Raw genomic sequence first — 26,540 nt, forward strand, 5'->3', positions numbered from 1 at the left:
CGGGACGCCAACGATGGAGTGGCGTCCCGCGGCGAAGCAAGTATCTGCTCCCAGACCGAATTCTGGCGAATGACGCCTTTTGGCACTCCTGAGATGTAAGCGTTTGGTCCGCTTCGACACTCATGTGCAGACGTTTGTTCGGAACGCCGGAACGTGAAAGCTTGACTCGATCCGGACCTTGGCAACAGAATCGGCCTAGCCTCTGTGCTGCCGCAGCATTAAGGATAGTCTCGACGGTGAACGCGAGCATGGCACCGCGGGCGGTGTGCCCCGGATCTGAAGCCGCGAGAGCAATCTGCCTTTCACGTTCGCTTTTCTGCGGCGTGGATCTTCGTGTCAGCGACAGTGGCGCCACGCTCGCCCAGGCTCCGTGCCGGTCCCGTGGTCGTATCCTGGGGGGTTTGCCGCTCCAACTCGGCATTTAGCTCGGCCCCAAGCAGCACGGCAAAGGCGCTTAGATACGACCACGTCAGCAGCATCATAATGATCCCGAGCAGTCCTAGGGTCTGGTTAGAGGGAAAGTGTGAGACGTAGAACGAGAACCCAGTTGCGGTGACGAGCCACAAGGCCGTCCCAACGGCCGCGCCGGGGCTGACCCAGCGCCACTTGGCCGCCCGCCGGCAGGGAGCAAAGCGGTAGAGCATTCCAAGGGCCGCAATGCACAGCAGAGCCAGTGCGGGCCAGCGGGCAAAGGAGGCAGCCGTCGCGCCGCCGGGTCCAGCGGCACCCGCTCCAAAACTAAAGGGAAGAGCGTGAGAAGGGCAAAGGCCAACACCATGAACACGCCGGTGGCGAGAGCAACGACCAGCGCATCACGTGATCGTCTGAAGAAGGTTCGGGCTTCCTCCTCCCGGTACGCGATGTTGAGTGCTGCAATCAGGCCGGAAGCCCCGGACCATGCGCCCCAGAGCGCCGCGAGCACAGCGCCACCGAGGCCAGCCCCAAGCTGGGTTCGGGAGGTCTGGGCGACCGCTTGCATCTGATCTGCCGGGTACGAGACCATTCAGCATCTCAATGGGGCGATGCACCGCCTCTGGGCTGGCCAGGAGTCCGAAGAGAGCAACCGTGGCGGATGCGCCTGGGATGGCGGCGACGATGGCACAGAAGGCAAACCCGGCTGATCTGAGCCACATGCCGTCGCGGCGGAGGGAGTGCGCTAGTCTGGTCAGAATATCGAACCAGCCGCGGTCAGAGATATCCCCCGGACGCTCGGCATCGCACGTAGCATCCGCCCAAGCTTCTGGGGAGCATCTCTCTTCTGGTATCTGCGTGCGGCTGAAGGCATCCATGCAGTCGAGAGTCTCATGTAGCGGCGGATCAGGACACCAGCGTGAGACCAGTCCTACCTGATAGAAGAGCCAGGATATGGGAGCCATCCTGATCAACGCGGTAGCGAGCCAACTCCTGAGCCTGCTAACAGTTCGGTTGGGGAGTGGCACCCTCTAGCCGCAGGAAAGGTCACCGTCGTGGCATCGGCCTCGTAGCCCGCGTCGCCACACCCCAAGGCAGGAGCATGGAATAGAAATCTGATGCGAGCCCAGAAAGCAAACCTTCGCATGCCTCCGCTCTTCGTCGCTGCTTAACCTATTGAAGGCCTTCAAGTGCGCCATGAACTGGAACAGCAGCCTTAGACGAACGCACTGTGTTAGCGCGAGCGCTGCCGCACATTGCTCTGACGAGGTGACGAAGACCTCGGGCGCAGCATCCTCAGCGCGGCAAAGCCGATGCCAGCGGCAGCGGCGAGCGCTGCGCCTGGCAAGAGACTGGCGGGATGAAGCTGCGCCTCCAGAAAGAGGCTCGTCTTGCGCGACCAGCCGGGGAGGGAGGAGCGCTCGGCTCCATCCTCGCGCGGAGCGTAGAGGTTATCCCGCCGCTCCGCGCGACCAGTATCGCTGGTCTCCTGGAGAATGCGTCCACCGGCTTCCATGGCATAGTCGGTCAGACGAGGCGCCACCGCTCCCATCACGGACAGCGCCCAGCCGCCGGCGTTGTCACATTAACTGACAGCGGGCGCACTGAGGCGAATGCGGTCAGCTGACGGTTTCAGGCAAGGCCGGCTGCAGACTTCCACGCCGCCATAGCCTCGAGGCGGTGAAGGTGGATGGCAAGGGCAGAGCGGCGCGAACGAGGTGGAACGAACAGATTGCCGACGGCAGAGAACATACTGACAAATTTCTGTAGGCCTCCCGGTGATCGAAAGCCCTGCATGACCCTCTCGCCGGCGCAGCGGCAGATGTGAGTTCTCCGCCCGGTTGTTAAGCCCCTTATGCGAACGGTGCTCCACCGCTGGCATGATCTGGCGGTGGGCGGCAGCGTAGGAACCGAGTTTGTCGGTGATCATCCGTCGCGGAGGGCAGCCCTGCTTCTGCAGGAGGCGTCTCAGCAGGCGCTTGGCCGCCTTGGTGTCGCGCCGCGTCTGGACGATTTCGTCGAGCACATAGCCATCCTGATCGACGGCTCGCCAGAGCCAGTGCTTCTGGCCGAAGATCGTGACCACGACCTCATCGAAATGCCAAATGTCGCGCCGACTCGGCCTCTTGCGCCTGAGGCAGCGAGCGTAGTCTGGCCCGAACTTCAGGGCCCGACGGCGGACAGTCTCGTAGGAAACAACCATGCCGCGCTTGAGCAGCATCTCCTCGACCAGCCGCAGGCTCAATGGAGATCTGAAGTAGAGCCACACCACATGGGCAATGATCTCGGGTGGAAAACGATGGCGCTTGTAGCTGAGAGGCTTGGTCATGCCACAGCTCTTAGGGCACAAGCCTCTGACCAAAGGTTACCGTGACATCACCCTTGCAGCAGAGGCAACGTGATGATGCTAGCGACGACAGCGAATACAGCCAAGCGGATCTCGTCCAACTCGTTCCGGAGAGGTGAATGATCATGCGGCCGCCAGGCGCCGCAACATGCAGCGGCTTCAACATGCAGCGGCTTCGATTATTCAGTCACTCTCAGCAACATTTTTAATCGCTGCGCAAAGGTCGTAACCGCGGCCGTTAACTGCGGGATGTCCGCTTCCCCGACGGTCACGACGCCCAAACTTGCCTCGAACCCGAGTGTTGGTTGTCCCAGGTGATGAAGGGGGCACGCGATCCCAATAGCACCGCGCTGGAGTTGACCTTGCGTTACGCTGAAGCCGTCAGCCCGTGCCTGCCGCACAGAGTCGGGGTCGTTCGACCGCTCTGGACGGCCTGCTAAAATCGCGATCCCTGCCGCACCAAGCACCAAGGGGTGACGACTGCCAACTCGGTAGGTAACCCGCAACAATCCTCCTTCTGGTTCGGCCACCATGACGGCGACGCACTCGTCCCCCTGGGGCACGGAGATGAACGCGGCTGCGCGAGTTTCATTGGCTAGCGCTTGCAGGGTTGGTTGTGCAACAGTGCGAAACTGCGGCTCAAAGCGAGAGGCCAGCACCAAGAGCCCTGCGCCTAAGTGGAGCGTCCCTTTAGCACCCCGCGTGATCAGGCCGTGCGCCTCCAAGGTTGTGACGAGACGGTAGGCAATGGCCCGATGGACGCTGAGTTGCTCCGCGAGCTCTGCAATCGATATGCCTGCTGACTGGTGCGAGACGAGCGTCAGCGCTTGCAGGCCGCGATCCAGCGTCTGCAAGGTGTTCTGCGCCTTTGCAACTGGAACGTCGTCCTCACCTGCCAACCTCGCCTGGGTTGCTCCAGTCCTCGGCGCACGTCTAATCTTCGTCATACTGCTATCGACCTCCCACTCGACCAGGTGGCATTACCATTTGGAGCGTAGCGCTACACCGGTCAGCCTGTTGACTTCATTGAACGATCTCGTATCCTTAACATATACCGCGACAAAATGTGCGATAATAGTAAATCGGAGAGAACGAAATGGCCTCTCAGGTGCTGCAGGATCTGCAATCATCACCAGCTCGCTGCCCTTTCCATCACTCGGGCGAGGGCACAATTACGGATCAGGTTGACCCAACAGGGCGTGCGATTTCGGCCAATGCGGCGGCGTTTGATGCCTTTGAGGGACCTTACCAAGTCGATCCGGCGGAGGCGCTGCGCTGGTCCCGTGCTCAGGAGCCGGTCTTCTTCAGTCCAAAGCTCGGCTATTGGGTTGTGAGCCGGTACGAAGATGTGAGGACAGTCTTCCGCGACAACATCACATTCTCGCCTTCAATTGCCCTCGAGAAGATGACGCCGAACTCTCCCGAGGCCAATGCTATCCTGGCCCGCTACGGCTACGCTATGAACCGCACCCTCGTGAATGAGGACGAGCCGGTACACATGGAGCGCCGGCGCGCTCTCATGCACTCGTTCGTTCCTGACGAGCTTATCCGTCATGAGCCCATGGTCCGTCGCCTCACACGAGAATACGTGGATCGCTTCATTGATAAGGGTGAAGCCGATCTCGTTGACGAGATGCTATGGGAGATCCCCCTTACTGTAGCCCTGCACTTCCTCGGCGTTCCTGAGGAGGACATGGCCAAACTGCGCGAGTACTCCATCGCGCACACAGTCAACACTTGGGGAAAGCCAACCCGCGAACAGCAACTCGCCGTCGCGGAAGCCGTGGGCAAATTCTGGCAATTTGCCGGCGGTGTGCTCGACAAGATGCGCGCCGATCCGTCCGGGCACGGCTGGATGCAGTACGCGATCCGCCGCCAGATGGACCTGCCCGACGTCGTTACCGACTCGTATCTGCACTCGATGATGATGGCGATTATCGTCGCTGCGCATGAAACAACGGCGCACGCTTCTGCGAACGCACTGCGCTTGTTGCTGCAAAACCGTGACGCTTGGGACGAGATCTGCGCTAATCCCTCTCTTATTCCAAATGCCGTCGAAGAGTGCTTGCGCCACGCTGGATCAGTTGTTGCGTGGCGGCGTCTGGTAACAGCTGACACCCGCATTGGCGATGTGGCGGTCCCGCAAGGCGCGAAGCTCTTGATCGTCACCGCTTCGGCCAACCATGACGAGCGCCACTTCGAGAACCCCGACGATCTGGACATCTACCGTGACAACACCACAGATCACCTGACCTTCGGCTACGGCAGTCACCAGTGCATGGGCAAGAATATCGCCCGTATGGAAATGCGCATCTTCCTGGAGGAATTCACAAAGCGGCTGCCGCACATGGAACTGGTTCCCGACCAGACCTTCACGTACCTGCCGAACACGTCTTTCCGCGGCCCGGATCACCTCTACGTGCGTTGGGACCCGGACCGGAACCCAGAGCGCCGCGACCCAACCATTCTCAAAGGGCATGCCGCATTCGAGATCGGGGCACCAGCAAAGCACGGTCTCGCACGGCAAGTGCGTGTTGCCGAGGTGTCTCAAGAGGCCGACGGCGTCATTCGCCTCACCCTCGAGGAACCGCATGGAAGGCCTCTGCCCAGTTGGACGCCAGGCGCGCATATTGATGTGATGGTCGGAAATTACGCGCGCAAGTACTCGCTCTGTGGAGGCAGAGAGAACCCATCGCGGTTGCAGATCGCAATCCTGAAGGATGAGGCCGGACGTGGTGGATCAACCTACATTCACCACACCGTTTCCCCTGGCGCCATGATCCGCATTCGGGGACCCAAGAACCACTTCCGGCTTGACGAAAGTGCCGAACACTATTTGTTGGTTGCCGGTGGCATCGGTATCACGCCCATCATAGCCATGGCCGACCGCCTGAAACAGCTCGGTAAGGATTACACGATCTATTATGCTGGTCGATCACTGGCCAGCATGGCCTTCATTGACCGGCTGCGGCTCGACCATGGCGATCGCCTGCACCTTTATGCGAAAGCAGAGAGCCAGCAGCTCGATCTGAATGCCGTAATTAGGAGCGCTCCCGGCGATACACGAATCTATGCCTGCGGGCCGGAGCGTCTGCTCCAGGCTCTCGATCAGATCATGCAGGATCAACCCGAGCGCTTGCACGTCGAGCATTTCTCGGCCATCGGAACCCAGCTCGATCCGGACAACGAGGTACCCTTCGAAGTTGAGTTGAAGGACAGTCAGTTGTCGGTGCAGGTACCGGCGGATCAAACGCTTCTTGAAGCCATCCGGGCCGTCGGCGTCGATGTGCCCAGTGACTGCGAAGAAGGCTTGTGTGGAACGTGTGAGGTCAACGTCGTTGCTGGTGAGGTCGACCATCGCGACAAGGTCCTAAGCAACGCAGAGCGTGCTGAGGGACGCCGGATGATGGCCTGTTGCTCGCGAGCACGTAGCGGCAAGCTAGTACTCGCTCTTTAATGTGCACAACTATATAACACCGAGGAAACGCCATGAACGAGATCTACCTCACGCGACGTGCTGCTCTCACGGCCGGTATTTTGGCCGCGGCAGGGCTCTCTTCTCGGGCCGCCCTTGCTCAGCAATATCCAAACCGACCGATCAAATGGCTTGTCGGGTACGCCGCGGGTGGCGGCACGGATGTTCTGGCCCGGCTGCTTGGCGAGGCCATGTCGCCCGGTCTTAGCCAGCAGATCGTGATCGAGAATCGACCGGGCGCGGCGACCAACCTCGCGGCGGACGCTGCGGCGCGGGCTGAGCCGGACGGCTATACCGTGTTTACAGCTGGCATCGAAACCCTGGTCTACAATCCCGCTCTGTACAAGAAGCTCGCGTTTGATCCCGTCCGGGATTTCCGGCCAGTAGGTTTGACGGCACGCTTTCATCTTGTGCTCACCGTGAAACGCGACTCACCAGCCACGAGCGCACGCGATCTTATCGAGCGGGCCAAGGCAGCGCCGGGTCAGATCAACTACGGCTCTCCCGGTCTCGGCTCTCCCCACCACCTTGCGATGGAGCGGTTGATGCGCGAAGCCGGCATCAAGTTCACCCATGTGCCTTACCGTGGTATGGCGCCTGTCATCACTGACATGATGGGCGGGGTCGTGGAAGCAGCCATCGTCGACTACGCCGCCGGCGGCAGCGTGCTGCGTTCGGGAGATCTCAAGCCACTGGCTGTCTGCTCCGCGAGACGTTTAGAGGCGTTGCCGGACGTGCCGACCGTACAGGAGGCTCTTGGGCTGCCTGGATTTGAGGCGTACGCCTGGCAGGGCGTCGTGGTGCCTGCGCGGACACCCGACGCGATTGTCGCGCGGCTGGCAGAGGCGCTCACGGCAGCGCTCGCTAACGAGCCGCTTCAAACCCGCATGCGCGAGATCGGACTCGAGCCACTGACTGGCGGACCAAAGGAGTTTCAGTCCCTGATCGAGGCCGACCGCGGGGTATGGGAGCCACTCATCCGAAATCTGGGCATTACTCTCGAATAGTAGCGGGAGGCCCGATGCTGTGTTTGATGCTCGTCAAAAGTGCAGCGGATCGGGCTTTAACGGGGCTGGCTGCTTCGGCAGGGAAGCGCCGGGAGCCTCAACGAGAGTGACGCCGTGCTCGGCGCCGGCCAATCACATGATGGGCCTGTCCGCCGGCGCAAAGCCGAACTCGCCCAGGGGGTATGGCAGGGATCTATCGCGCCAGGGAGATCCCTGCCATGGGCGCGGTTTTCCGCATCGGGTGACTGTCGCAATGGGAGAAGATTCGCCGGAACTAGGCATCCGATGACCATGAGCTTGAACGGAGTGCGATCTCTTTACCAGTCGACCGCCTGATCAAGGTGAGCCCGGTGTTCTCTGAACTTCGGGCGAGCCGCGATCGCTTTGTGACCTAGTTTGGAGACGAGGCTGCCCCTTCGGTACGATCAGCGCCATTTGCAACGAGATTCTCCTGTGCCGGCCCCGACGTTCACGGCGGCCGCTCCCCGATTTATTGTCTCGCTGGGTGCTTTAATCAGCGTCAGCCTCCTGCTGGCCGGCCTCTGAGGGCGCGTTACCCGGCGCGTGTGCCCTTTTCGGTGCAGCCACAGCCCCGTTCATCAGGCATTCTGATGTGGTCCATGATGGAGCGGCTGGGGCACTCCTCCTGGAACTGAAGCGCCTCGCACCACATACGGGGCGCTTCTCTTTGGCAAGAAAGCTGGCGGCCGGTCTGCCGCATTCCCTGGAAGCAGCATCCGCTTCCTCTCTCAAGGGTGTGCCCTAGGTTCAGGGCGGGGCACCAGCCCATTACCAGTCTTTGAGCGAGGCCTACCGCGTGCCCATACAGCGCCGGTTCATCATTGCTCCGTCTCTGGCGCGCCTGATCCGAAAGGAGAGGGGAGGCGAGCGCGTAATCGAGGGCTACTTCCCTGACCAGCCCGGCCGCTGCACGTATGTCCAAATCGTGGAGACCCGCAGCAGCCTGATCCTGGAGACCGGAGGTAACGGAGTGCCCGAGGAGCGGACGGACCTGCCGCCCGCCCATGCCCAGGCCCTGCTGGCGGTCAGCCAAGGTCAGGTGGAGTACCTGCGCACCGGGCTCTCCATCGGCTCACACGAGATTCAGGTCCTTCATTTCATCAGGCCCGGTACTCTCGATCTGGTGGCACTGACCAATGCGCCCGAGGACGGGCAGGACCTGCCTCCGCTGCCCTGGTTCGGCCCCGAGGTCAGCGCCGAGCCGGCCTACCCGCGCCGGCGCGTGGCTCTCGAGGGTGCTCCGGATGCACGGGATGTGGATGTGACGAACGGGGCTCTCAATCATCTGCTCGACCTGCTGGAGGATCGTTTCTCCACTTGGCCAGGGCCGCACGAGGTTATGATCTCAGACACATCGGCGGCTGATGTTACTCCACGCCCCAAGGCTCCTGTCCCGGAACCGGAACCTGAGGTGGATGAGGAGATCGATAAGCTCGGCATCGAGGACGAGGTCATCCGCGAGCTGGCCCGCTCGCTGCAACCACGGCAGCGGTGATGGATTACGTTGCGTCCAGATAGGAAGAAGCAATGGCCATTCTCCCGTAGTTAGACCAATCGCCGCTCGCCGTTCGGGAACTCATCACCTGCTCATGGCCGATTGTTTCGATCCGGCCCAGCAGCGCACCAGGCGCAGATCAATGTTTGCGGGCCTGAACCAAGTAGGCGGGGACTGTTGTCTCTCCAAGAGCCTTGCAGGCTTCGAGCCGGTGCAGGCCCTCAACCAAGACAAAGCGGGTGCCATCAGGCCGCACAAGAATGGGCGCTTCCTGACCTTTCGCCAGCATGCTCTCGGCCAGGGCTTCAACCTTCTGCGGATCCATTGTCTGACGCCGTTTCACAGGCACATAGACATCCTGAATTGCGAGCATCTGCCGCTTCAATACCATTCCGACGGCTCCTGTGTCTGCCCTCTCAGGTGAAGCTTACGCGCAGGCATCTGGATTGCCTAGGAACATGCCCGCGCGGGAGGCGTTCACTCATAGCCCAGCTTAGCAGTTCACCAAGCCGTATGCGCTGGGCTCTCAACCGGAGACGCAATCATGAGCAAACTCACGGCACTAGTCGGCTTCATCTTCCTGTCTGTTTCATCGGCGTGGGCGCAGACTCCAGCTCCCACCACCCCGGCACCTGGCACGACGCCCGGCTCTCCCCCCGCCGGGGATGCTGCCGCAGCAGGGGGCGGTCTTGCGGACTACTGGTGGATTATCCTGCTGGTCGTCATCGTCGCCGTAGCCATCTGGTATTTCTCCCGCAGTCGCGGCCGCAACCGCAATCAGTTGTAGGCAAGCCGGTCCCCAGCGCGGCTGTTCTGGAACGGCTCCATGGGCGTCAGCGTTGATCAGCAGACGTGTTGATGCTCATGACCGTCTCCGAGACAGAGCCCGGCCCCGTGCTGGGCTCTTTTTGCCTATGCTGACTGCACTTATGCGCTCCAAGGATGCGGACCCTGAGAATGTGAAACGTGCCAGTCGATCTCCATCGAAGCCTTGACGATGCAGACCCGCTGGCCGCGCTCGTCCCGCGCGCCGATGACCACATCGCTGATATCGCTTTTTACAAGTCCGCCTGCCCCAATCTCAGCCGCCAAGCGGGCGGCCGCTTGCACGGCAGCGTCCAGGCTGTTGAACTCGCCGCCCTCGTCATCCGGCACGCTCCGTGCGCCATCGTGAATGTTGACGTAGTAGCAGGCCATGGCAATCCCCCTTAGGCCAGCGCCGCTGGATCATACGTAGGCTGATCCCGGACGGTAACGCCCTGGCTGAGGGCGCTGTCTGAAATCCTCAGCCAGGGCAACAGCGGAGAGGAAGCCCTCCATCAACTCCGAGGCCATCAACCAACAGCGCCAGAGTCTCTGTTCGGGCGGACGGCATATCCACCCGAACAGGGATCCTGTCTTAATCAGAGTAAACAAGCAGTAGTCGTCGAAATGCAGTGCGTGCGGCAAATACATCTCAAAGACGTCCTTGGTCCTTTGACGACCACAAAGACTCAGAAAGTCCACCAATCATCCAACGAGTGTGACACTGGCTAAATCCGTACGATCCGAACTGCCACGGCGTCATGAGGCTGTCATTGAGCCGCGTTAGGTGAGCCCTGTGGCCGCTTGGCCCGAGAGACAAGGACAGGCACGAATGTACTGCCGTCCTTGTCTCTCACCCAATCTCATCCGTCGCAGCACCCAGCTCAGGTTTCAGTGGCCCTGGCGTGCCACCTGCGCGATGTCGTACCTAGCAATGCCGATGTCCGACAACTCGCGATCAGACAGAGCATTCAATTGGTGTGCGGTTTCACGCCCACGTAGCCAGCGACGAAGACCTGACAGAACGACTGATAAGAACATAACGCAACCTCAATGATGTGACGGTCCAGGCGCAAAGGCACCACGCCTTGGCCGCGAGAAAAATGGCCACCTGCTGGGGTAGCCGAGTTTTAGGAGGAAAACCGCCACCGGGAGGCCGTGGCGGAGGAGGGGGCATCTACAGCACGCCCGCCCCGAGACAAACCTGAAAGTAGTCGCCCCTGCCATGCGAAAGGGGCATGGAACGGATCGGGAGTGTTTACCCCTCGTTTACAGCTGCCGAGCAATTCCTCCCGGAACCTTGCTGACGATCCACGCCGCCGCCACCGGGTTAAAGCCGATTTCGAGCGACTCCTCCTCAAGATCCTCAACAGGATCAGGCTCCAGCGTAATCGAGTTGTCTTCGGCTTCGGCACCGGGTTTCCGCCCGCCCTCGTCCTGCTCCGCATCTTCGAGGGTCGCTATCGTGACGCGTACGACCGGATCTTCGTTACCATCATCCTCACTCTCGTAAACCTTGAGCGTGACCCAGCGCTCCTCGACCTCGTCCTCATAGATCGTCTTCCACTCCCCATGTTCCCCTCCTGAATCATGCACCGGGAAAGGCCCGGCATTGATGCCGTCGCACTATAGCGCTTTGATGCCATCACATTGTCGTGCTTCAGCGCCATAGTGCCATTGTGTGCCGGCAGGGCACCCCCCAAATCCTCAGTGCGGAGGCAAATCCCGCAACCCCTTGACCGCCTCCGTAGACTTCAGCCCCGTCCAGACCAATTCCGACGGGGCTTTTTCCTGCCCAGTATCCGCATGACCTCGATCAGATCGCGTGGTGTTCTGATGCGAGGTGCCCAATGCGACGCGGAACTATCAAGGGGAGGGCTCTGCACTGCTCGACCTGCCGCATCCACAATCTCAAGCTGCCATCCCTGCCACTCATCCGAGTTCAAGGGATGCTGGGCGCGAAGCTCCTCCACGGCTTCCATAGCCGAGATCACGGCTGCTGGACCACGGGACGCAATCAGCGCCTCTACGCCGTGCTGGACAACATCCTTCTACTTCGCAAGGCGAACTGAGGCTCGTGAAGCCGTCCTGGTCTTGTTGCTTGTGAGTTCCTTCAGGAAGGTCGCTGCCCACCAGGATACGTCTTGCGCCTGGAGCACACTCATCATGCTCTCCCACCGGGAGACGCGCTCCTCCTGGCTCATCTGGAGTGCTTCCCGGATTGCCTCTGCAACCTCGATCTTGTCATTGGGATTGACGATGAGCGCAGCCTTGAGCTGCTGGGCTGCGCCTGCGAACTTGGACAGGATCAAGACACCCGGATCTGCCGGATCCTGAGCCGCCACATACTCCTTCGCCACGAGGTTCATGCCATCGCGCATCGGGGTTATGAGCCCCACCGCCGCGAGGCGGTAGAGTCCTGCGAGCACAGATCGCTGATAGGTGCTGGTCACATAGTGGATTGGAACCCAGCCTGGCTCACCCAGCGTGCCGTTGATGCGCCCAAGGGTTTCATTCACCACCCGTCCGAGTGTCGCATATTCGGGAACCTCGCTGCGGCTTGTAGGTGCGATCTGAAGGTAGGTGACCCGCCCCCGCTGATCGGGATTGGTGCCGAGAAAGCGTTCGAAGGCCTCCATGCGCTCGGGAATGCCTTTTGAGTAGTCGAGACGATCAACACCAATGATCAGCTTACGGGAACCAAGGCCGTCTGTGGTTTGCCTGATGATCCGGTTTGACTGTGAGCGCCCAGCCAGGCGCTGGAACTCTCCCACATCGATACCGATGGGAAATCCCTTGATCCGCGTCCGCTGCCTGTCCACCTCCACCACGTCGGGTTTGTGCTGAATGGCGCCAAGGTCATGGATCAATCCACGACGGAGATTGTCGGCATCGCGCTCCGTGTGCACCCCGACCAGATTGTAGTCCATGATGGCACGCAGAAGCTCCCGGCTGCCGGGAAGGGCGCCGAGGACCTCGGGAGCAGGCCAGGGGATATGGTGAAAGTACCCGATCAGGTTCGTGATCCCAGCAGCTCTCAACTCCGCGGCCAGTGGGATGAGATGATAGTCGTGAACCCACACAAGATCGTCTGGGCGGATCAATTGCGCGAGAGCGTTCGCGAACGTCCGGTTGACCCTCAGGTAGCCTTGGTAGTCAGCCCGTGAGAACTCAGACAGCCCGATCCGGTAGTGCATAATGGGCCAGAGCGCCCGGTTGGCGAACCCGTTATAGTACTCCTGTCGATCGAGTGACGTCAGGTCCATGAGGGCGTACTGCACCTGACCCTTATCGACGATCCTGGGCTCGGTCGAGGGATGCGCTGCGACCTTGCCGCTCCAGCCGAACCACAGCCCGCGATAAGCTTCGAATGCCTCACGCAGGGCGACGGCCAGACCTCCAGCCGCCCTGTTGCCCGTAGGATCAGGAACAGCGACCCGATTTGAGACGACAACGAGCCTGGGCAATCGTACTCTCCTGTTTCGTGGTTAGAGGTAGAGCAAATCCGCTCCTGGCTAAGGCTACCCTGGTCCGTGTTCACCGGCTCCGCAAGCAGGAGGTCCCGGACTGAGGCGAGGGTTCTGTTGGGTTCTCACCCATGGCAGGTGATCCCCATAGCCCGTGTCGGAACTTGGTGCCCCCGAAATCCAGGGCCGCTCTGCTCAGGCGGCAGTTGGGCAATTCTCCTCTTGCTCCTGATTGAGCGGGTGGAGGTCGCGGACCATCTGGTGAAGGCGGGAGGTGTCGAGATGCGTGTAGATCTGGGTGGTCTCGATGCCGGCATGGCCCAAGAGCTCCTGCAGCACGCGCAGGTCGGTGCCGCCGGAGTGCATGTGGGTGGCAAAGGCATGCCGTAACACGTGAGGAGAGACCCGCTCAGGGCTGGCCAGCCCTGCGGCCACGGCAGCTTCCTTGATCTCGAGCAGGGCGGCCTGGCGTGTCAGAGCCTTGGCACCATTTCGGACCGAGTGAAACAGCCAGGGGGAGGGGGCTCCGCCGGAATAGGCACGGGCCAGTTGCTGCCACTGCGCAATGGCTCCAATCGCCCGTTCGTGCAGGGGCACGAGGCGTTGCTTGTCGCCCTTGCCACGGACCAGCAGCATGCGAGTGCCGGAAGGTGCTGCATCGGAGGGCAGCGACAGTGCCTCGCTGATGCGCATGCCCGAGGCATAGAGCGTCTCGAACAAAGCAGCGCGCCGGGCATAGCCGGCCTGAAGGTACAGCCCCACCGAGGGATCGGCCGCAAGCCTGTGAGCCGTCTCCAGGAGCGCCTCCGTCTCGGCAATCGACAGGACGAAGGGGAGCTTGCGGGGCCGGCGCATGGTCGACAGATTAGATGTGGGATCTTGGGAGCCGAGCTCCTCCGCAATCAGGAACTTGTGCAAGCCGCGGGCCACCGTGATGCGTCGGGCAATGGTGGATCTGGCGTAGCCGCGCTGATCGAGACCGGCAATGTAGTCGCGGATCTGCTCCAAGCTGAGCTCGTCCAGGCCGAGGCTGTTCTCATTAAGCCAGGCAAGGTAGCAGTTGAGATCGTCGGTGTAGGTGTCGATGGTGCCGGCTGCGGCACCGAGCTCTGTGGCCAAGGCGTCGAGCCACAACTGAGCCAGCCGGTGATTAGAGCGCATAAGATCCTCCTACAGGGGGACCTTGGCACAGCAACGGTTACAAACTTCTTGTCAAAATACTTATACCAGTCTATTTGATGTGGCTGCCAGATTGAAATGTCCGCCGGCCTGCAAAGCAGAAATGTCATAGCCCCAGATACGCATCTTCCATCAGGCTCGGCAGCAGCGGGAAGTCCATGGCGAGTTGGTGCTAATCGGCAGTTCGGACCAACTCGGGTTCAACGATCACGGCGCTTCATGCTCGCTGTTATCGATGACGCAACGGGTCAACTGATGCAGTTGTGTCATGTGCGATTGGAAGGCGAGTGCAACTTTATTCGACAGCAATAGCTTTGGGAGCGCGCCTGACAGCGACGCGGGCTGCCTCGATGTGACCGGCGGCCAGCAGTTCGTCAACAATTCTGAGCGCCATCACAGCATCGGGCCGCTGGGCCGCGTCCGAAGGAACTGCTGTCGCGCCGTGAGCCCCTGCAGCGCTGGCAAGATCGTCGCTCTGGCCCGTCAGATACGCCGAGCTGCACTTGAGAACGGTAGCCAGGCTTGCCACCGCATCCTCACCTGGATGTTGGGAGCGACCGGTAATGATGTCCTGGATGAATTTCGCCTCCAGACCCGCTTCCAGGGAGGCCCTGCGCCACGAGATCTTGAGCGCAGAAACCCCTTCTCCGATGCGCTTTTTGAGGATCGCGTTCACACTGGGCTCCTTGGGGCAGACGTAACCCAGGCCACAAAAAGCGGGAGGCGGTTCTTCTGCGCTCTTCCCACCTACTATTCGGCTTTGGCTATCGTTGACCAATCATGGTTAACAGAACGCTAATCCGCACGCTGGTGAGTTCTCCATAACGTCAGCGGGCATTACCAATCAAAGACGTCCCACCAACCGTCCAGATAGACCGGCCGGTGAGGGTGGCTCACATGGCTCCAGCCGCGACAAGGATCGCTTCGATCTCCCTGTAGCCGCGGCTGCGCGCGTGCTGCAGCGGTTTCACGCCATCGCGATCCGTCAAGCTGATGGAGGCCCCTGCCTTCACCAAAAGCTCGACGATCCGCTGATGACGTTCGCTCCCGTCACCCAGAATGATGGCCTCCAGCAAAGCTGTCCAACCGAGATTGTTGACGTGGTCCACATCGACGCCCGCCTCGATCAAAGTGCGGACAGTGTCGACATGGCCACGCTCCACTGCTGGGATGAGAGCAGTGCCGCCATAGCGATTGGTGCTCTTGAGGTCCGCGCCGTGCGCGAGTGTCATCTTCAGGATCTCGAGATGACCCCGCGCCCCAGCATAGAGATAGGGGCTGTCATTGATCCGATCCTTTGCATTGACATCGGCACCGGCCTCAACCAACGCCCTCGCAACCTCGATCCGGTTGCCGTGGGTTACGATGAGCAACGCCGTGCGTCCGGCTTCATCCCTCGCATCGACGTTGGCGCTGAGGGACAGAAGTGCTTGAATCTGTGCCGCATCGACATCCTTGTCTGTGACAGCGTCCAATAAGTCTTTCCCGCACGTCGATTGTCCGGCGGCTGTCATCGAATGGCCCACCATGCCGAGTACAACAAGGATCGAGATGGCGAGACTTCTTCGCATGATCGGAACTCCTTGCAGGAGCAGTGAGCGTCTCGGCCGAAGGTCGCTCCCTCAGGCACGCTCAACAGCACCGTAGACCAACCGCCCCTTGTGGAACGTTGCCCGCCGCGGTGAGCGCCGGGCGACCGCCTCGGCCGAACAGCTGGCATCAACCAGAACGAACTTAGCCGTGTCACCTGGTCGCGGCCAAGCCACTTTGCCATCATCGCTCAGCGGAAGCACATCGCCCGTGGCGATCGCGAGGGCACGTGACAGACGGAATTCGTCGCTACCACCGTAAAGCTGAGCGCACAGGTTGGCCTTTTCCAGCATGTCACCAGTACCGAACGGTGACCAGTGATCGATTACGCTGTCCGTGCCGGTCATGATCTTGACCCCTTTGGCGCGCAGCTGCGGCAGCGGCATTGTCCTCTGTCCAATCGGCACCGTCGATACCACGGTCACACCCTGCGCGGCCATGCGCCCGGCCATCTCATTCAGATCCTCGGGACGCAGAGTGGAAAGGGCAAAGGCGTGGCTGAGCGTCAGCCGGTTGCGCAGAGCCGGGTTCTTCTCGACGGTTGCGATCATGTAGTTGAGAGCCGCCACGCCGGCAGGGTTGGCTTCATGGATATGGATGTCGACGCCCTTGTCGTGGTCGAGCGCGATCTGGAACATTGCATCCAGTGATGCTTCCATGGCACCGTCAACATTGGTGGGATCCAGACCGCCGACGTACTGCACGCCCATGCTCATGGCCTCCCGCATCAGCCCATCCACCTTGGAATGCAGTAGGCCGTGCTGCGGGAAGGCGACGATCTCGCATTCAAAGCTGTCACGATACTTCGCCAGCGCAAGCTGCAGATGCTCCAGGCTTTTCAATCCGCTCACTGGATCAATGTTGCAGTGACTGCGCGCTATCGAGCTGCCTTGCGAGAGGAGGAGGTCGATCAGCTTCTCCGCACGCGCCTGCGAGGTCGGCAGCAGTTTCGGAAGAAGCACTTCCTCCCGCGCGATCATGTCCATGATGGTCTTGCCTTGACGGGGAAGGGGCGCCTGCCACAGTCCGCCATAGAAGGTCTTGTCCAGGTGGATGTGCATGTCCCGGAACGCAGGCAGAAGCAGCTTACCCTGTGCCTTGTAGCGCGGCAGGGCTGCCTCCAAGGCGGCATCGGCGTCGTGCACCGCTTTGATGCGACCATCTTGGATTTCCAGCGTATGGGTTCCGGTCCGGGTGCCGACGACCACCTCACCCTCGTGCTCAAAGCCTTCCTCGAGGCGCACGTCACTCAAATAGTAGTGGCTGTCGGTAACAGTGGTGATGTGCTGACGGGACTGATCCGTACTGGCGGCAGCCTCGGCGGCCCCGCTCTGCGTGCCGCTCAAGCCCAGTATTGCGGACGCGGTTGCCAGCCCACCGGATTGACGAAGGAAGGCTCTGCGGCTTTGGTGATTTGCACTTTGCACGGGTCGCTCCTGTCTGCTTATCGCCGAGGTGTAATGCGCGGAACTTGGGCCTATGTCGGCTGCCAAGTTCGGCTTGGCCGTTAAAGGCTGTCGATCGTCGCACCTCCCACGAGGAGATCCGCACAGGCCGCCAAGAATTTCTCTACTGCAATGTCCGGAGGATAGTGCCAGCTTGATTCATCTGGAAATTAAATATCCAGATGCCGATTATTGATTTATTGAATGCCAAGTGTAGCACGCCAACGAGTCGCCGATGCTCGACCCACGCCTGTTGCGGACCTTTATTGCAATCATCGAAGCCGGAGGCTTTACCCGGGCAGCTGAGCGCCTGCACATGACCCAGTCGACCTTGAGTCAGCAGCTCGCCCGGCTTGAGGAAACTGTTGGGCAGACCTTGGTGGATCGGGACGCACGCCCCATTCGCCCCTCCGCTGCAGGCGAGCGCCTCCTTGGATATGCGCGTCGGATCATGGCGCTCCAGAGCGAGGCGACGGCGGCCCTGGGCAATCCAGCCGGCACAACGCCCATTCATATTGGGCTTCCGGAAGATGTCTTCAGCCGTCCCATGGCCCGGCTTTTCGGCGAGTTCTCCAAGCGCCACCAGGAGATCCGTCTGGACGTCAGTGCCGGGCTGAGCCGCGACCTGACCCGGCGCTACCGTGGCGGCGAGTTCGACATCGTTGTTGTCAAGGAGTCCGCACCCAGCAACGATTGCCGGACCAGCTTCCCCGAAGCCACAGGCTGGTTCGAGAGCAAGGATGCTCCTGGTGCATGGCCGGATCCTGTCCCTCTTGTGACCTTCCCTCCTGGTGGCCTGTACCGTGAGACTATGTTCGACCGCATCGAGCGTGAGCGCCGCCATTGGTATATCGCTTTTTCAGGCAGCAGCCTCAACAACGTGCTCGTCGCCGTCGAGGGCGGTCTCGGCATAACGCTCCTCCCCGTCGCCGCGACGCTCGGGCGCCACGTCAGGCCTTATACGCAATTCGGCGACGAAGCCCCGATCATGGTTTCCATCTATGCCTGGGAGAGCACCGGTCTCGTCGCGGAACTGGTACAACAGATTGGCGCCGCCTTGTCTGAGCGCAGCGGCCGTCTTGGAAAGTCGTGAGTGTTCCTCGTCAATAATAACTGGAGGCAGGTCACCATCGTCTTCAAGCTGAACCAGCTTGAGCATTCAGGGGGTGGAGGTCGTGGACCATGTGGTGCAGGCGGGAGGTGTCTAGGTGGGTGTAGATCTGGGTGGTCTTGATGCTGGCATGGCCGAGCAGCTCCTGCAGCACGCGCAGGTCGATGTCACCCGAGTGCATGTGGACCGCAAACGCATGCCGCAGGACGTGCGGCGAGATCTGGTCCGGGCTGGCCAGCCCTGCCGCCGCTGCGGCCTCCTTAATCTTGAGCAGGGTGGCCTGGCGCGTCAAAGCCTTGCTGCTGTTGCACACCGTGTGGAACAGCCATCAATCAGTCAGTCTGGGCGGACGACTTATAACTGCGGACGCAGTAGCAAGCTGATACAAGCTTGATAGCGGCCAGGAAGTTCTCCTGGTTTTTGTTGTATCGGGTGGCAGTGCTTCTGAACTGATTGAGCTTAGTGAAGCAGCGCTAGACCAGGATCCTGTAGCGGTATAGGAAGATAGTTGTATCACTGCTTCAGCCTGAGCCTGCGTGAAGTCAAACTTGCTTCCGTCCGTCTCTGCACTGATGGAGCAGTAGCTGAAACTCTAAAACAAAGGGTCTGCGATACATGCGGAGCAACTGTTAGTCTCACTCATCCAGCAGTGACTACAACGTCCTAAAGAATAAGGTGAAAGATGGCGCACACGGCACCGCCAGCGCGTAATCCCAAGGTCGCTTTCGAGACAAGGTACGGCCGCTTTGTCGCGCAGTTGTTCGAAAGGGAGGCCCCAATCTCCACAGCCAATTTACTCACCCGGGTCGAGAAGGGCTTTCTCACCAATTCGTCGATCTACCGCATTGTTACCCTTGCCAATCAGCCTGACACAGTTCCGGCAAAGATCGAGGTGGTTCAGTTTGGTCTCCCCAGATCCAGTGCACAAGAAGCAGACCCCCTTCCGCCAATTGCTCATGAAACCACTGCCGCAACAGGGCTGCGTCATCTCGACGGAACCTTGTCAATGGCGCGCCTCGCGCCAGGAACCGCCGGGTCTGCATTCTTCATTTGCATCGGAGACCAGCCTGACCTGGATTTTGGCGGGCGCCGCAATCCGGATGGACAAGGCTTCGCTGCCTTCGGTCAGATTGTGGAAGGGATGGATGTCGTCCGCACGATCTTTGCTCAGGCGGAGGATGCGACCGATCAGTTGTCCAACCCGATCCCGATCGACTCCGTCAGACGACTAGGAGGGCGAAGTTTTTAGGTCTGCATGGACTTTGACCCAGAACCGCGTCGAGGTTGAGCACTCTAACTCCGGTTGGCATGAGCTTCACGCCATACTATTCTCTACGGAGAGTAGTCACGCTTGCTGACGCCGGTCTCCCGCAGCGTCGTCTTCTTACCTGGCCGTAAACATGGTTGAGGCCTGACGTGACTGTTGAGTTTCATGGGATAAAGGACAATGGAGTGGTGACGATGCGCAGCGGATCTTTAGCCATTCTGGCGGTCGGTATTCTCACAAGCCAGATAACCCTGGCAGCCGATTTCAGGATCGGGGTGCAGGAAGATGCCGACCTCCTTGATCCTCATCGTGCCCGGACCACAGTGGGGCGAATGGTCTTTACCTCGCTTTGCGACAAACTTGTTGATGTCACGGACAAGCTGGAGATCGCCCCCCAGCTTGCGAGCTCATGGTCATGGAGTGCCGACAACAAGACACTGACGTTCAAGTTGCGCACCGATGTACAATTTCACGATGGTACAAAGTTTGACGCAGCGGCTGTCAAAGCGAACCTGGACCGTGCTTTGACGTTGCCGGACAGCCTGCGCAAGGGGGAGCTGGGATCCATTGACCGAGTGGAGGTCATCGATCTTTCAACCGTCGTGCTGTACCTGAAGCAGCCGGATGCGACGCTGCTAGCACAATTGAGCGACCGCGCAGGCATGATGCTCTCACCGGCGACTTTCAACAGTGAGGATGTGGGCCGTAAGCCGATCTGCTCCGGACCATACCGTTTCGTGGAGCGCGTCCAGAACGACAGGATCGTACTGGAGAAGTTCGCAGATTACCGGGACGCCAAGGATTATCAGTATGACCGGGTGGTCTTCCGTCCGATCCCGGATACCACCGTGCGCCTCGCCAATCTTCGAGCCGGTGATCTCGAACTTGTGGAGCGTCTAAATCCGTCTGATGCCGAGGCGGTGAAAGCCGACAAGAGCCTGAAGTTTCTCGTCCTGTCAGGGCTAGGATACCAGAACATCGTGATCAATGTGGGAGCTGGCCCTCGGGCCGATGCCCCTCTTGGCAAAGATAAGCTCGTGCGGCAGGCTTTCCAGGCAGCCATCGGTCGTGACGTCATCAATGATGTTATTGGCCATGGGCTCTATAATCCTGCACAGCACCCATTCCCGCCAGCCAGTCCCTATTTTGACAAGCAGTATCCGGCTACGACACGCGATGTGGCAAAGGCTAAGGCTCTGCTGGCTCAAGCCAAGCAGCCCGAAGTCGCCTTCGAGCTATCTTTTGGCAATACGACCATCACGGCTTCCTTGGCTGAGATGATCCAGGCAATGGCAGGCGAGGCCGGGTTTAGGATCAGCCTACGTCCTATGGAATTTTCAGCTATGCTCGCAGAAATGCAGAAAGGGAACTTTCAAGCCTCCTTGAGCGGTTGGTCGGGCCGGATCGATCCCGATGGTAACATCCATCAGTTTGTAACCTGCAAAGGAACCCAGAACGACTCCAAGTACTGCAACCCGGAGGTGGACCGCCTGCTGAACGAGGCGCGGCTCACGCCTGACGTCGAGGCTCGCAAGAGCCTCTACAACCAGGCGATGGGAATCCTGCAGAGCGAACTGCCGATCATCTACACCTATTATTCGCCTCTCATTTACGCAGTGTCGAATCGTGTCGCGGACTTCAAACCCTATCCCGACGGCATGATCCGCCTTCGTGGGGTGCACCCGGCCAAATAGGCAATATTGCTTTTTCAGTCCACATCACTGCTAGCTGTACTAACAGGCTGGTCAAATAAGTCGGGGCACGAAACGGACTCCTACCTGGGGGAGAGTACAAGCCAGTAAGTGAAGTATCGCAAACGGTGACACCGATCTCGGGCAGGAAATTGAGTGGCTGATCATCACCGAGCTCCTCGAGCTGCCCTTCCAGTAGGGAGATCGCTCGAAGCTCGTTGAGCCTGTCCGCTGCAGGTGCGCTTCAGAGGAATCCCATCAGGGGCAAATGGAGTTTTGATCTGAATGCGGGCACCTCTGGCAATTTGAAGAAACCTCTCGTAGAGGCGCCGGAACTTGCCGGAACCGTACCGCAGGTCGCCGGTTCTTCTGCGCTTGCAGAGTACGCAGTACTTGGCGGTGAAGATCAGCGCAAACGGGATGGGAGTGCGAAGGCCAGCTGGCGGAGGGTGCGCAGGAAAGCGCCTGAAAGGGTTGAGCCGGAAATAGGCATCGGAACTATGTCCCAGCTGGATCTGGTACCCGAAGCAGAGGCAATTGAGTCACTGCCGATCGAAGGCCCCCACTTACGGTTTCCAATCGCCGACAGACTAGGCGCCATACTGCTGCTGAACTCCCGCGCTATAAGTGCTGGAAACGGCTCCTTCACGCCGCTGCATGGTAAGAGGCCCCACAATGTAAGGACGGATTCTTACCTCTGCAGCACGGGTTTAGGCTCCATAATCTTTGTTACCGGTCATTCGTCTTGTAGGCGCAAAGCTAAAATGACAGAGCAGCGTCCAAAGGGGTGATCATTGGACAGCCTGCAGCCCTCATGCGTTATGATCGTTCTGTCCTGCAGGGGGGCGTCAGCATAACTCATAAGCGGGAGAACACTGACATGATTGGAGCAGAACTAAGCTTAGCCGAAGAAGTGATGTCCAAGCATGCCAACAATTCCAACTGCCGATAAGGACAGCACGAACCATGTCGGGCAGTGGTGGGAATAGTCCTCTGCATCAAGGCCAGGATCTACAACGTCTTTGCTAGGAGTTCTCATGATCCGACTGCGGGTACTATCTGGGCGCTTCAATTTTGTGACATGGCCCAATCGTTGAGCATCGTGGCTCCGATGTCAAAGCCCTTTGGCCATAAAGCCTGCAACAGAGAGTTCAACATTCGGATAAGATTTGCTTGAGAGCCTGGCTGCATTTCTGTTTACCGAAAAGCTTGAGCTATCTACCGTCGGCAGCATCCTCTCTGCGTGAAGCTACCTAGTAGCTTTGATTACCCTAGGCGCACCTAGAAGCCCGCACTTCTTCAGACAAGGATGGCTCTGTCCCACTCTGCTCCGACCGAGGGTGCTTGTCCGCCCATCGTCGCCTGAGGCGCCTGCTGACTGCTAACTGCTAAACCGCTCCTGTTGCGGCCCTGTAAGGAAAGGAGGCATACGGTGGCGCTCACAACCAAGATCATCGATGGCGACATCCTTATGCTCCGGGTCGGGTTTGCCGATGGCATGATCGTCACGATGACCGTCGGCAGGAACGGCAAGAGTGTCACTGTGACACCCAACGATCCGGAGACGACCGAAAGGCTGTCGTCGATCTTCCACTGGAGCGCCGACAAGGTAGGTGAACCGGGCTATCCGTTTACCAGCCTCAGCCAGGTCATCTACGGCATGGAAACGCTGGCCCGCTCTGCGTTGAATGTGGAGCAGTTTATCGTGGGCCTGCGGGAGGTGCTGGAGGTGTCCGACAGGCACCCTTCGGCTGAAGCTGGTTTCAGGCCCACATCATTCACCGTGGTCGACCTGAGCCCGAGCGGGAACGGGTGGTTTGTCGATGCCCGCTTTCAGAACGGAGAACGCTTTAGGCTCGCCATCAACAAGGCCAGCATCGGTTGGGCCGCAGAGCCCCCGGAGCCCACGCGCGACAAAGATGTCATGGATCTCCTCTCTGGCTTGAAGGGCGCCCGGATGTCGACGGACGAGGACGTTGCGCTGCTGGTGATGGAGGTGGCGCATCATTCCTCCGACATAGCTATGTGGCTTGAGAGTCTTCGCTCCACCACAATCGGGCGAGGCTGAGGCCATAGTAGCAGCACCGCCATCATACCATACGGAGGGAGAAGCCGACTGACAGCCCATTGACTAGCGCACCCCCTCCCTGTTGGTCTACTTCTTGCTTTGCTCCCATGAGAGGAGCTTCAAACCTGTGCTTGGGACTGGGGTGTGCAGATGCGGATCCCACATCATCCTGAATTTTAGCTGATTGTTGAGGAGCACCCCATGGTTAGCCTCGCTTTCGTCCGCAGGACAGGGATTGTAAAAAGGTATCGCATGCCGTGGTAGCGCGTTCTACCCTCAATCCTGTAGGCTGAACAAAGAGGAACTCTTCATGGCTGATGATCTCTCTGCCGTTCTTGACCACATCGATGCTGATCTGGACAAGAGTCTTGACCGCCTGTTCGAGTTCATCCGCATTCCGAGCATCTCGACGGATCCTGCCTACAAGGAGGATTGCCGCCGGGCAGCGGAGTGGCTAGCCATGGAATTGCGTGCGTTGGGCTTCGACGCTGCAGTCCGCACCACTCCAGGTCATCCGATGGTGGTCGGTCACCAGACCCAGGCAGCCAGGGGGCCCCATGTGCTGTTCTACGGCCACTATGACGTACAGCCCGTCGATCCCATAGAACTCTGGAACACCCCGCCTTTTGAACCCACTCTGGTAGCCGCACCAAACGGCGACACGTGGATTGTTGCGCGTGGCGCTTCCGACGATAAAGGCGCATTGATGACTTTTGTGGAAGCCTGTCGGGCGTGGAAGGCTGTTTCCGGCGAGCTGCCCATTCGGGTCTCTATCCTTTTTGAAGGAGAGGAGGAGTCAGGTAGTTCAAGCCTCAAGCCCTTCCTGGAAGCGAACCGTGACGAGCTTTCGGCCGATGTCGCTCTCGTTTGTGACACGGATATGTGGGACGATGAAACGCCAGCCGTCACAACCATGCTGCGGGGCATAGTAGGAGAGGAGGTGGAGGTCACCTGTGCCGATCGAGATCTCCATTCGGGCATGTTCGGTTCCGCGGCACGCAATCCGATCCATCTTCTGACCGAAATTCTTGCCACACTGCGCGATGCAGACGGGCGCATCATCTTGCAAGGGTTCTATGATGGCGTATCGGAGCTGCCCAGTGCTGTGAAGGAGCAATGGGAGCGCCTGCCATTTGATGAAGCCGGCTTCCTCAAGCAGGTGGGCCTGAGCATCCCAGCAGGGGAAAAAGGGCACAGTGTATTGGAGCAGATCTGGGCTCGCCCAACCTGCGAGATCAACGGCATCGTTGGCGGCTATACTGGTGAAGGCTTCAAGACGGTTATACCGTCGAAAGCCTCGGCAAAGGTATCCTTTCGCCTGGTGAGCGGGCAGGATCCCGCCAAGATCCGCGAGACTTTCCGGGCACATGTGCGTTCATGTATTCCGGCCGATTGCACCGTCACGTTTCGGGAACATGGTGGCAGCCCGGCGCTCAACCTGCCGCTGGATGGCCCCTGGCTCAAGCCGACCCTGGATGCACTTACGGCGGAGTGGGGTCGTGAGGCCGCGTTAGCTGGTACGGGTGGCTCCATTCCGATTGTGGGCGACTTCAAGCGCCTGCTCAACATGGATGCGCTTATGGTTGGCTTCGCCCGGTTTGACAATCGTGTTCACTCACCCAATGAGAAGTACGATCTGTCGAGTTTCCACCATGGCATTCGCTCGTGGGCACGCATACTAGCGGCCTTTGCACGCTGAAGTCATCAGCGTTGGTTGTCAGATGCACCAGCGATGCTGTGTTGACCTCAAATGGCAGCGACTTACAATGGTGCCAGCTTGAATGGGAACCATCATGTCGGACACGCCAGAGCCGGATGTGCCAACCCAGGACCCCAAACCAGTCCTGCCCCCTTCACCTCAGTTGCCAGGAACTGACGAGCCAGCCGATGTTCCACCAAAAGACCCGAGCGCACGACCTCAGCAGGAGGAGCCTCCCCAGGTAGACATACCTGCAGCTCCCTATCCGCCAGTCGGTTAGCTTGGGCCAGGATGGTCCGCTCTCCTCGCTTACTGGGCTTTTCTGACGAAGGCCGTGGAGTTATGACAACTCGGCCGCCTGACCTGAAGGCTCCACATTTCAGGGTTACAAGGCAGGTTTGCTTCTCCTGCCGTGCGCCGGTGTTGGGACAAGTGATTATTGCTCTAGTGAGCAGGGGAGCCTCTCTATGAGGAGTGTCGAACGGGCTGCCTTGATCCCAGCCCATTAAGCAGCAGCGCTGTGTTCAATCCGCAGTAAGGCCACGGACGATCAACCACTGCAACCTAGGGAGAAGCGTTATCGAACAGGTCCTCTTGCGCAGTGATGCTGCGCAGCCGATATGCGGGAACCCCGCAAGGCGCCTCGGGTTCTGCAAACTTACAGCTCGCTGATACGACCGCCGCACGTCCGATGGCTACGGCACGGGCTCTGCTCCCTAAGGCAGGGCTCGGGTCCCAAGGAGATCATGTCTGAATGACGACGAAGAACAATGCTCTTGCCTTCAAGGTTGGTGAAAAGGTCGTGTACCCGACCCATGGTGTGGGTGAGATCACGGCAGTCGAGGAGCAGGAGGTCGCAGGGTTCAAGCTTGAGCTCTTCGTGATCACCTTTGATAAGGACCGCCTCACCGTTCGCATTCCTCTGGCCAAGGCCAGGAACAGCGGCCTGAGAAAGGTGTCGGAACCTGTCGTGGTGCAGCAGGCGCTGGAGATCCTCAGTACAAGGGCAAAGGCAAAGCGCGGCATGTGGAACCGGCGCGCGAACGAGTTTCAGGAGCGGATGAGCACAGGGCAGCTGACTGCCATTGCTGAAGTCCTGCGGGATCTGAACCGGGGTTCAGAGCAGCAAGAGGCTTCCTACAGTGAGCAGCAGATCTTCGAGGGCGCCCTGGACTTCATGACCAGGGAGATTGCGGCGGCCAGCCAGGTGACCTCGACCGAAGCTCGCAAGCTGATTGAGCAGAGCCTGACTAAAGCTCCTCATCTTAACAAGACGGATAAGCCTGCGACGTCGGACGGGGAGCCGGATGGGTCAGACGACCAAGCAGTTGCATAACTACCATTTCCCGGCGTCTAGACGAGACAGGGACGCTGCTAATCACTTCAGATCCCTCAGGGTTCTGGTTGGATCCACCGCAAACTCCGCCAGGGATCAAAGTACGACCATCCAACGCAAGCAAGAC

The 26,540-nt window shown here is 59.7% G+C and carries 22 protein-coding genes and 5 pseudogenes; 10 read left to right on the forward strand and 17 right to left on the reverse strand.

Annotated features, from left to right (window positions below):
* Positions 1 to 302 precede the first annotated feature (302 nt).
* From JKG68_RS34295 to JKG68_RS21895, 5 genes and pseudogenes are all read right to left on the reverse strand, one after another.
* Positions 303 to 692: pseudogene (locus JKG68_RS34295) on the reverse strand (YihY/virulence factor BrkB family protein); the annotation flags it as partial.
* A 62-nt stretch (positions 693 to 754) separates the two neighbouring features.
* A pseudogene (locus JKG68_RS34790) lies at positions 755 to 1,003 on the reverse strand (hypothetical protein); the annotation flags it as partial.
* A gap of 642 nt (positions 1,004 to 1,645) precedes the next feature.
* Entirely contained in the window at positions 1,646 to 1,954 is a 309-nt protein-coding gene (locus JKG68_RS21885; protein WP_202063482.1) for a hypothetical protein, read from the reverse strand.
* An 89-nt stretch (positions 1,955 to 2,043) separates the two neighbouring features.
* A pseudogene (locus tag JKG68_RS21890) lies at positions 2,044 to 2,740 on the reverse strand (IS6 family transposase).
* Positions 2,741 to 2,937: 197 nt separating this feature from the next.
* Positions 2,938 to 3,657 (reverse strand): IclR family transcriptional regulator, encoded by a 720-nt coding sequence (locus JKG68_RS21895; protein ID WP_202063483.1) that lies wholly within the window; start codon positions 3,655 to 3,657, stop codon positions 2,938 to 2,940.
* 197 nt (positions 3,658 to 3,854) lie between these two features.
* Between JKG68_RS21895 and JKG68_RS21900 the strand changes: the two genes are divergently transcribed.
* The 3 genes from JKG68_RS21900 to JKG68_RS21910 all read left to right on the forward strand — a co-directional run bounded on the left by JKG68_RS21900 (position 3,855) and on the right by JKG68_RS21910 (position 8,756).
* Positions 3,855 to 6,215 (forward strand): cytochrome P450/oxidoreductase, encoded by a 2,361-nt coding sequence (locus JKG68_RS21900; RefSeq protein ID WP_202063484.1) that lies wholly within the window; start codon positions 3,855 to 3,857, stop codon positions 6,213 to 6,215.
* A gap of 32 nt (positions 6,216 to 6,247) precedes the next feature.
* On the forward strand, positions 6,248 to 7,240 hold the full coding sequence (locus tag JKG68_RS21905) for a Bug family tripartite tricarboxylate transporter substrate binding protein (protein ID WP_202063485.1): 993 nt from the start codon (positions 6,248 to 6,250) through the stop codon (positions 7,238 to 7,240).
* Between the two features lie 817 nt (positions 7,241 to 8,057).
* A complete protein-coding gene (locus JKG68_RS21910) occupies positions 8,058 to 8,756 on the forward strand; it encodes a hypothetical protein (RefSeq protein WP_202063486.1) in 699 nt (232 codons plus the stop codon).
* A gap of 139 nt (positions 8,757 to 8,895) precedes the next feature.
* Here JKG68_RS21910 and JKG68_RS21915 read toward each other — a convergent pair whose 3' ends face one another.
* Complete coding sequence (locus JKG68_RS21915; RefSeq protein ID WP_202063487.1) at positions 8,896 to 9,147, reverse strand: ParB N-terminal domain-containing protein; 252 nt, start codon at positions 9,145 to 9,147, stop codon at positions 8,896 to 8,898.
* A gap of 153 nt (positions 9,148 to 9,300) precedes the next feature.
* Here JKG68_RS21915 and JKG68_RS21920 point away from each other — a divergent pair, with 153 nt between their 5' ends.
* On the forward strand, positions 9,301 to 9,543 hold the full coding sequence (locus tag JKG68_RS21920; protein ID WP_202063488.1) for a hypothetical protein: 243 nt from the start codon (positions 9,301 to 9,303) through the stop codon (positions 9,541 to 9,543).
* 140 nt (positions 9,544 to 9,683) lie between these two features.
* Here JKG68_RS21920 and JKG68_RS21925 read toward each other — a convergent pair whose 3' ends face one another.
* The 9 genes from JKG68_RS21925 to JKG68_RS21960 all read right to left on the reverse strand — a co-directional run bounded on the left by JKG68_RS21925 (position 9,684) and on the right by JKG68_RS21960 (position 17,223).
* Complete coding sequence (locus JKG68_RS21925) at positions 9,684 to 9,953, reverse strand: DUF6894 family protein (protein ID WP_202063489.1); 270 nt, start codon at positions 9,951 to 9,953, stop codon at positions 9,684 to 9,686.
* A 498-nt stretch (positions 9,954 to 10,451) separates the two neighbouring features.
* Positions 10,452 to 10,601, reverse strand: coding sequence for a DUF1127 domain-containing protein (locus tag JKG68_RS21930; RefSeq protein ID WP_202063490.1), 150 nt, complete (start codon positions 10,599 to 10,601; stop codon positions 10,452 to 10,454).
* A 228-nt stretch (positions 10,602 to 10,829) separates the two neighbouring features.
* On the reverse strand, positions 10,830 to 11,156 hold the full coding sequence (locus JKG68_RS21935; RefSeq protein ID WP_202063491.1) for a hypothetical protein: 327 nt from the start codon (positions 11,154 to 11,156) through the stop codon (positions 10,830 to 10,832).
* A gap of 158 nt (positions 11,157 to 11,314) precedes the next feature.
* Entirely contained in the window at positions 11,315 to 11,554 is a 240-nt protein-coding gene (locus JKG68_RS34795; RefSeq protein WP_376773186.1) for a DUF6894 family protein, read from the reverse strand.
* A 57-nt stretch (positions 11,555 to 11,611) separates the two neighbouring features.
* Entirely contained in the window at positions 11,612 to 13,027 is a 1,416-nt protein-coding gene (otsA, locus tag JKG68_RS21940; RefSeq protein ID WP_202063492.1) for an alpha,alpha-trehalose-phosphate synthase (UDP-forming), read from the reverse strand.
* A gap of 195 nt (positions 13,028 to 13,222) precedes the next feature.
* Complete coding sequence (locus JKG68_RS21945) at positions 13,223 to 14,188, reverse strand: tyrosine recombinase (protein ID WP_202063493.1); 966 nt, start codon at positions 14,186 to 14,188, stop codon at positions 13,223 to 13,225.
* Positions 14,189 to 14,501: 313 nt separating this feature from the next.
* Positions 14,502 to 14,882 (reverse strand): hypothetical protein, encoded by a 381-nt coding sequence (locus JKG68_RS21950; protein WP_202063494.1) that lies wholly within the window; start codon positions 14,880 to 14,882, stop codon positions 14,502 to 14,504.
* Positions 14,883 to 15,099: 217 nt separating this feature from the next.
* Entirely contained in the window at positions 15,100 to 15,777 is a 678-nt protein-coding gene (locus JKG68_RS21955) for an ankyrin repeat domain-containing protein (protein ID WP_376773187.1), read from the reverse strand.
* Positions 15,778 to 15,828: 51 nt separating this feature from the next.
* The gene (locus JKG68_RS21960) at positions 15,829 to 17,223 is read right to left on the reverse strand and encodes an amidohydrolase family protein (protein ID WP_202063495.1); all 1,395 of its coding nucleotides are present in this window, start codon (positions 17,221 to 17,223) and stop codon (positions 15,829 to 15,831) included.
* Between the two features lie 253 nt (positions 17,224 to 17,476).
* Here JKG68_RS21960 and JKG68_RS21965 point away from each other — a divergent pair, with 253 nt between their 5' ends.
* Positions 17,477 to 18,334 carry a LysR family transcriptional regulator gene (locus tag JKG68_RS21965; RefSeq protein ID WP_202063496.1) on the forward strand — a complete coding sequence of 286 codons (858 nt, stop codon included), beginning with the start codon at positions 17,477 to 17,479 and terminating at the stop codon, positions 18,332 to 18,334.
* Between the two features lie 43 nt (positions 18,335 to 18,377).
* On the opposite strand, the pseudogene JKG68_RS21970 reads toward JKG68_RS21965, so the two are convergent.
* Positions 18,378 to 18,680 (reverse strand): annotated as a pseudogene (locus JKG68_RS21970) (tyrosine-type recombinase/integrase); the annotation flags it as partial.
* A 4-nt stretch (positions 18,681 to 18,684) separates the two neighbouring features.
* Positions 18,685 to 18,825: pseudogene (locus tag JKG68_RS35170) on the reverse strand (IS5/IS1182 family transposase); the annotation flags it as partial.
* 209 nt (positions 18,826 to 19,034) lie between these two features.
* Between JKG68_RS35170 and JKG68_RS21975 the strand changes: the two are divergent.
* From JKG68_RS21975 to JKG68_RS21995, 5 genes are all read left to right on the forward strand, one after another.
* Positions 19,035 to 19,601: a peptidylprolyl isomerase gene (locus JKG68_RS21975; RefSeq protein WP_202063497.1), complete on the forward strand. Its 567-nt coding sequence runs from the start codon at positions 19,035 to 19,037 to the stop codon at positions 19,599 to 19,601.
* A 212-nt stretch (positions 19,602 to 19,813) separates the two neighbouring features.
* Positions 19,814 to 21,313 carry an ABC transporter substrate-binding protein gene (locus tag JKG68_RS21980; protein ID WP_210346421.1) on the forward strand — a complete coding sequence of 500 codons (1,500 nt, stop codon included), beginning with the start codon at positions 19,814 to 19,816 and terminating at the stop codon, positions 21,311 to 21,313.
* Between the two features lie 1,429 nt (positions 21,314 to 22,742).
* Positions 22,743 to 23,378: a hypothetical protein gene (locus JKG68_RS21985; protein ID WP_202063498.1), complete on the forward strand. Its 636-nt coding sequence runs from the start codon at positions 22,743 to 22,745 to the stop codon at positions 23,376 to 23,378.
* Between the two features lie 310 nt (positions 23,379 to 23,688).
* Entirely contained in the window at positions 23,689 to 25,077 is a 1,389-nt protein-coding gene (locus JKG68_RS21990; protein ID WP_202063499.1) for a dipeptidase, read from the forward strand.
* Between the two features lie 754 nt (positions 25,078 to 25,831).
* Positions 25,832 to 26,413 (forward strand): CarD family transcriptional regulator, encoded by a 582-nt coding sequence (locus tag JKG68_RS21995; protein WP_202063500.1) that lies wholly within the window; start codon positions 25,832 to 25,834, stop codon positions 26,411 to 26,413.
* The last annotated feature ends 127 nt before the right edge of the window (positions 26,414 to 26,540 follow it).

Source organism: Microvirga aerilata (genome assembly GCF_016743775.1).
In the GTDB taxonomy this organism is placed as follows: Bacteria; Pseudomonadota; Alphaproteobacteria; order Rhizobiales; family Beijerinckiaceae; genus Microvirga; species Microvirga aerilata.

Bases quoted from the DNA above. Each gene is read 5' to 3' on its own strand.
- JKG68_RS21900 (WP_202063484.1), top strand. From the start codon at position 3,855: ATGGCCTCTCAGGTGCTGCAGGATCTGCAATCATCACCAGCTCGCTGC.
- JKG68_RS21905 (WP_202063485.1), top strand. From the start codon at position 6,248: ATGAACGAGATCTACCTCACGCGACGTGCTGCTCTCACGGCCGGTATT.
- JKG68_RS21915 (WP_202063487.1), bottom strand. From the start codon at position 9,147: ATGGTATTGAAGCGGCAGATGCTCGCAATTCAGGATGTCTATGTGCCT.
- JKG68_RS21920 (WP_202063488.1), top strand. From the start codon at position 9,301: ATGAGCAAACTCACGGCACTAGTCGGCTTCATCTTCCTGTCTGTTTCA.
- JKG68_RS21925 (WP_202063489.1), bottom strand. From the start codon at position 9,953: ATGGCCTGCTACTACGTCAACATTCACGATGGCGCACGGAGCGTGCCG.
- JKG68_RS21930 (WP_202063490.1), bottom strand. From the start codon at position 10,601: ATGTTCTTATCAGTCGTTCTGTCAGGTCTTCGTCGCTGGCTACGTGGG.
- JKG68_RS21945 (WP_202063493.1), bottom strand. From the start codon at position 14,188: ATGCGCTCTAATCACCGGCTGGCTCAGTTGTGGCTCGACGCCTTGGCC.
- JKG68_RS21955 (WP_376773187.1), bottom strand. From the start codon at position 15,777: ATGCGAAGAAGTCTCGCCATCTCGATCCTTGTTGTACTCGGCATGGTG.
- JKG68_RS21965 (WP_202063496.1), top strand. From the start codon at position 17,477: ATGCTCGACCCACGCCTGTTGCGGACCTTTATTGCAATCATCGAAGCC.
- JKG68_RS21975 (WP_202063497.1), top strand. From the start codon at position 19,035: ATGGCGCACACGGCACCGCCAGCGCGTAATCCCAAGGTCGCTTTCGAG.
- JKG68_RS21980 (WP_210346421.1), top strand. From the start codon at position 19,814: ATGCGCAGCGGATCTTTAGCCATTCTGGCGGTCGGTATTCTCACAAGC.
- JKG68_RS21990 (WP_202063499.1), top strand. From the start codon at position 23,689: ATGGCTGATGATCTCTCTGCCGTTCTTGACCACATCGATGCTGATCTG.
- JKG68_RS21995 (WP_202063500.1), top strand. From the start codon at position 25,832: ATGACGACGAAGAACAATGCTCTTGCCTTCAAGGTTGGTGAAAAGGTC.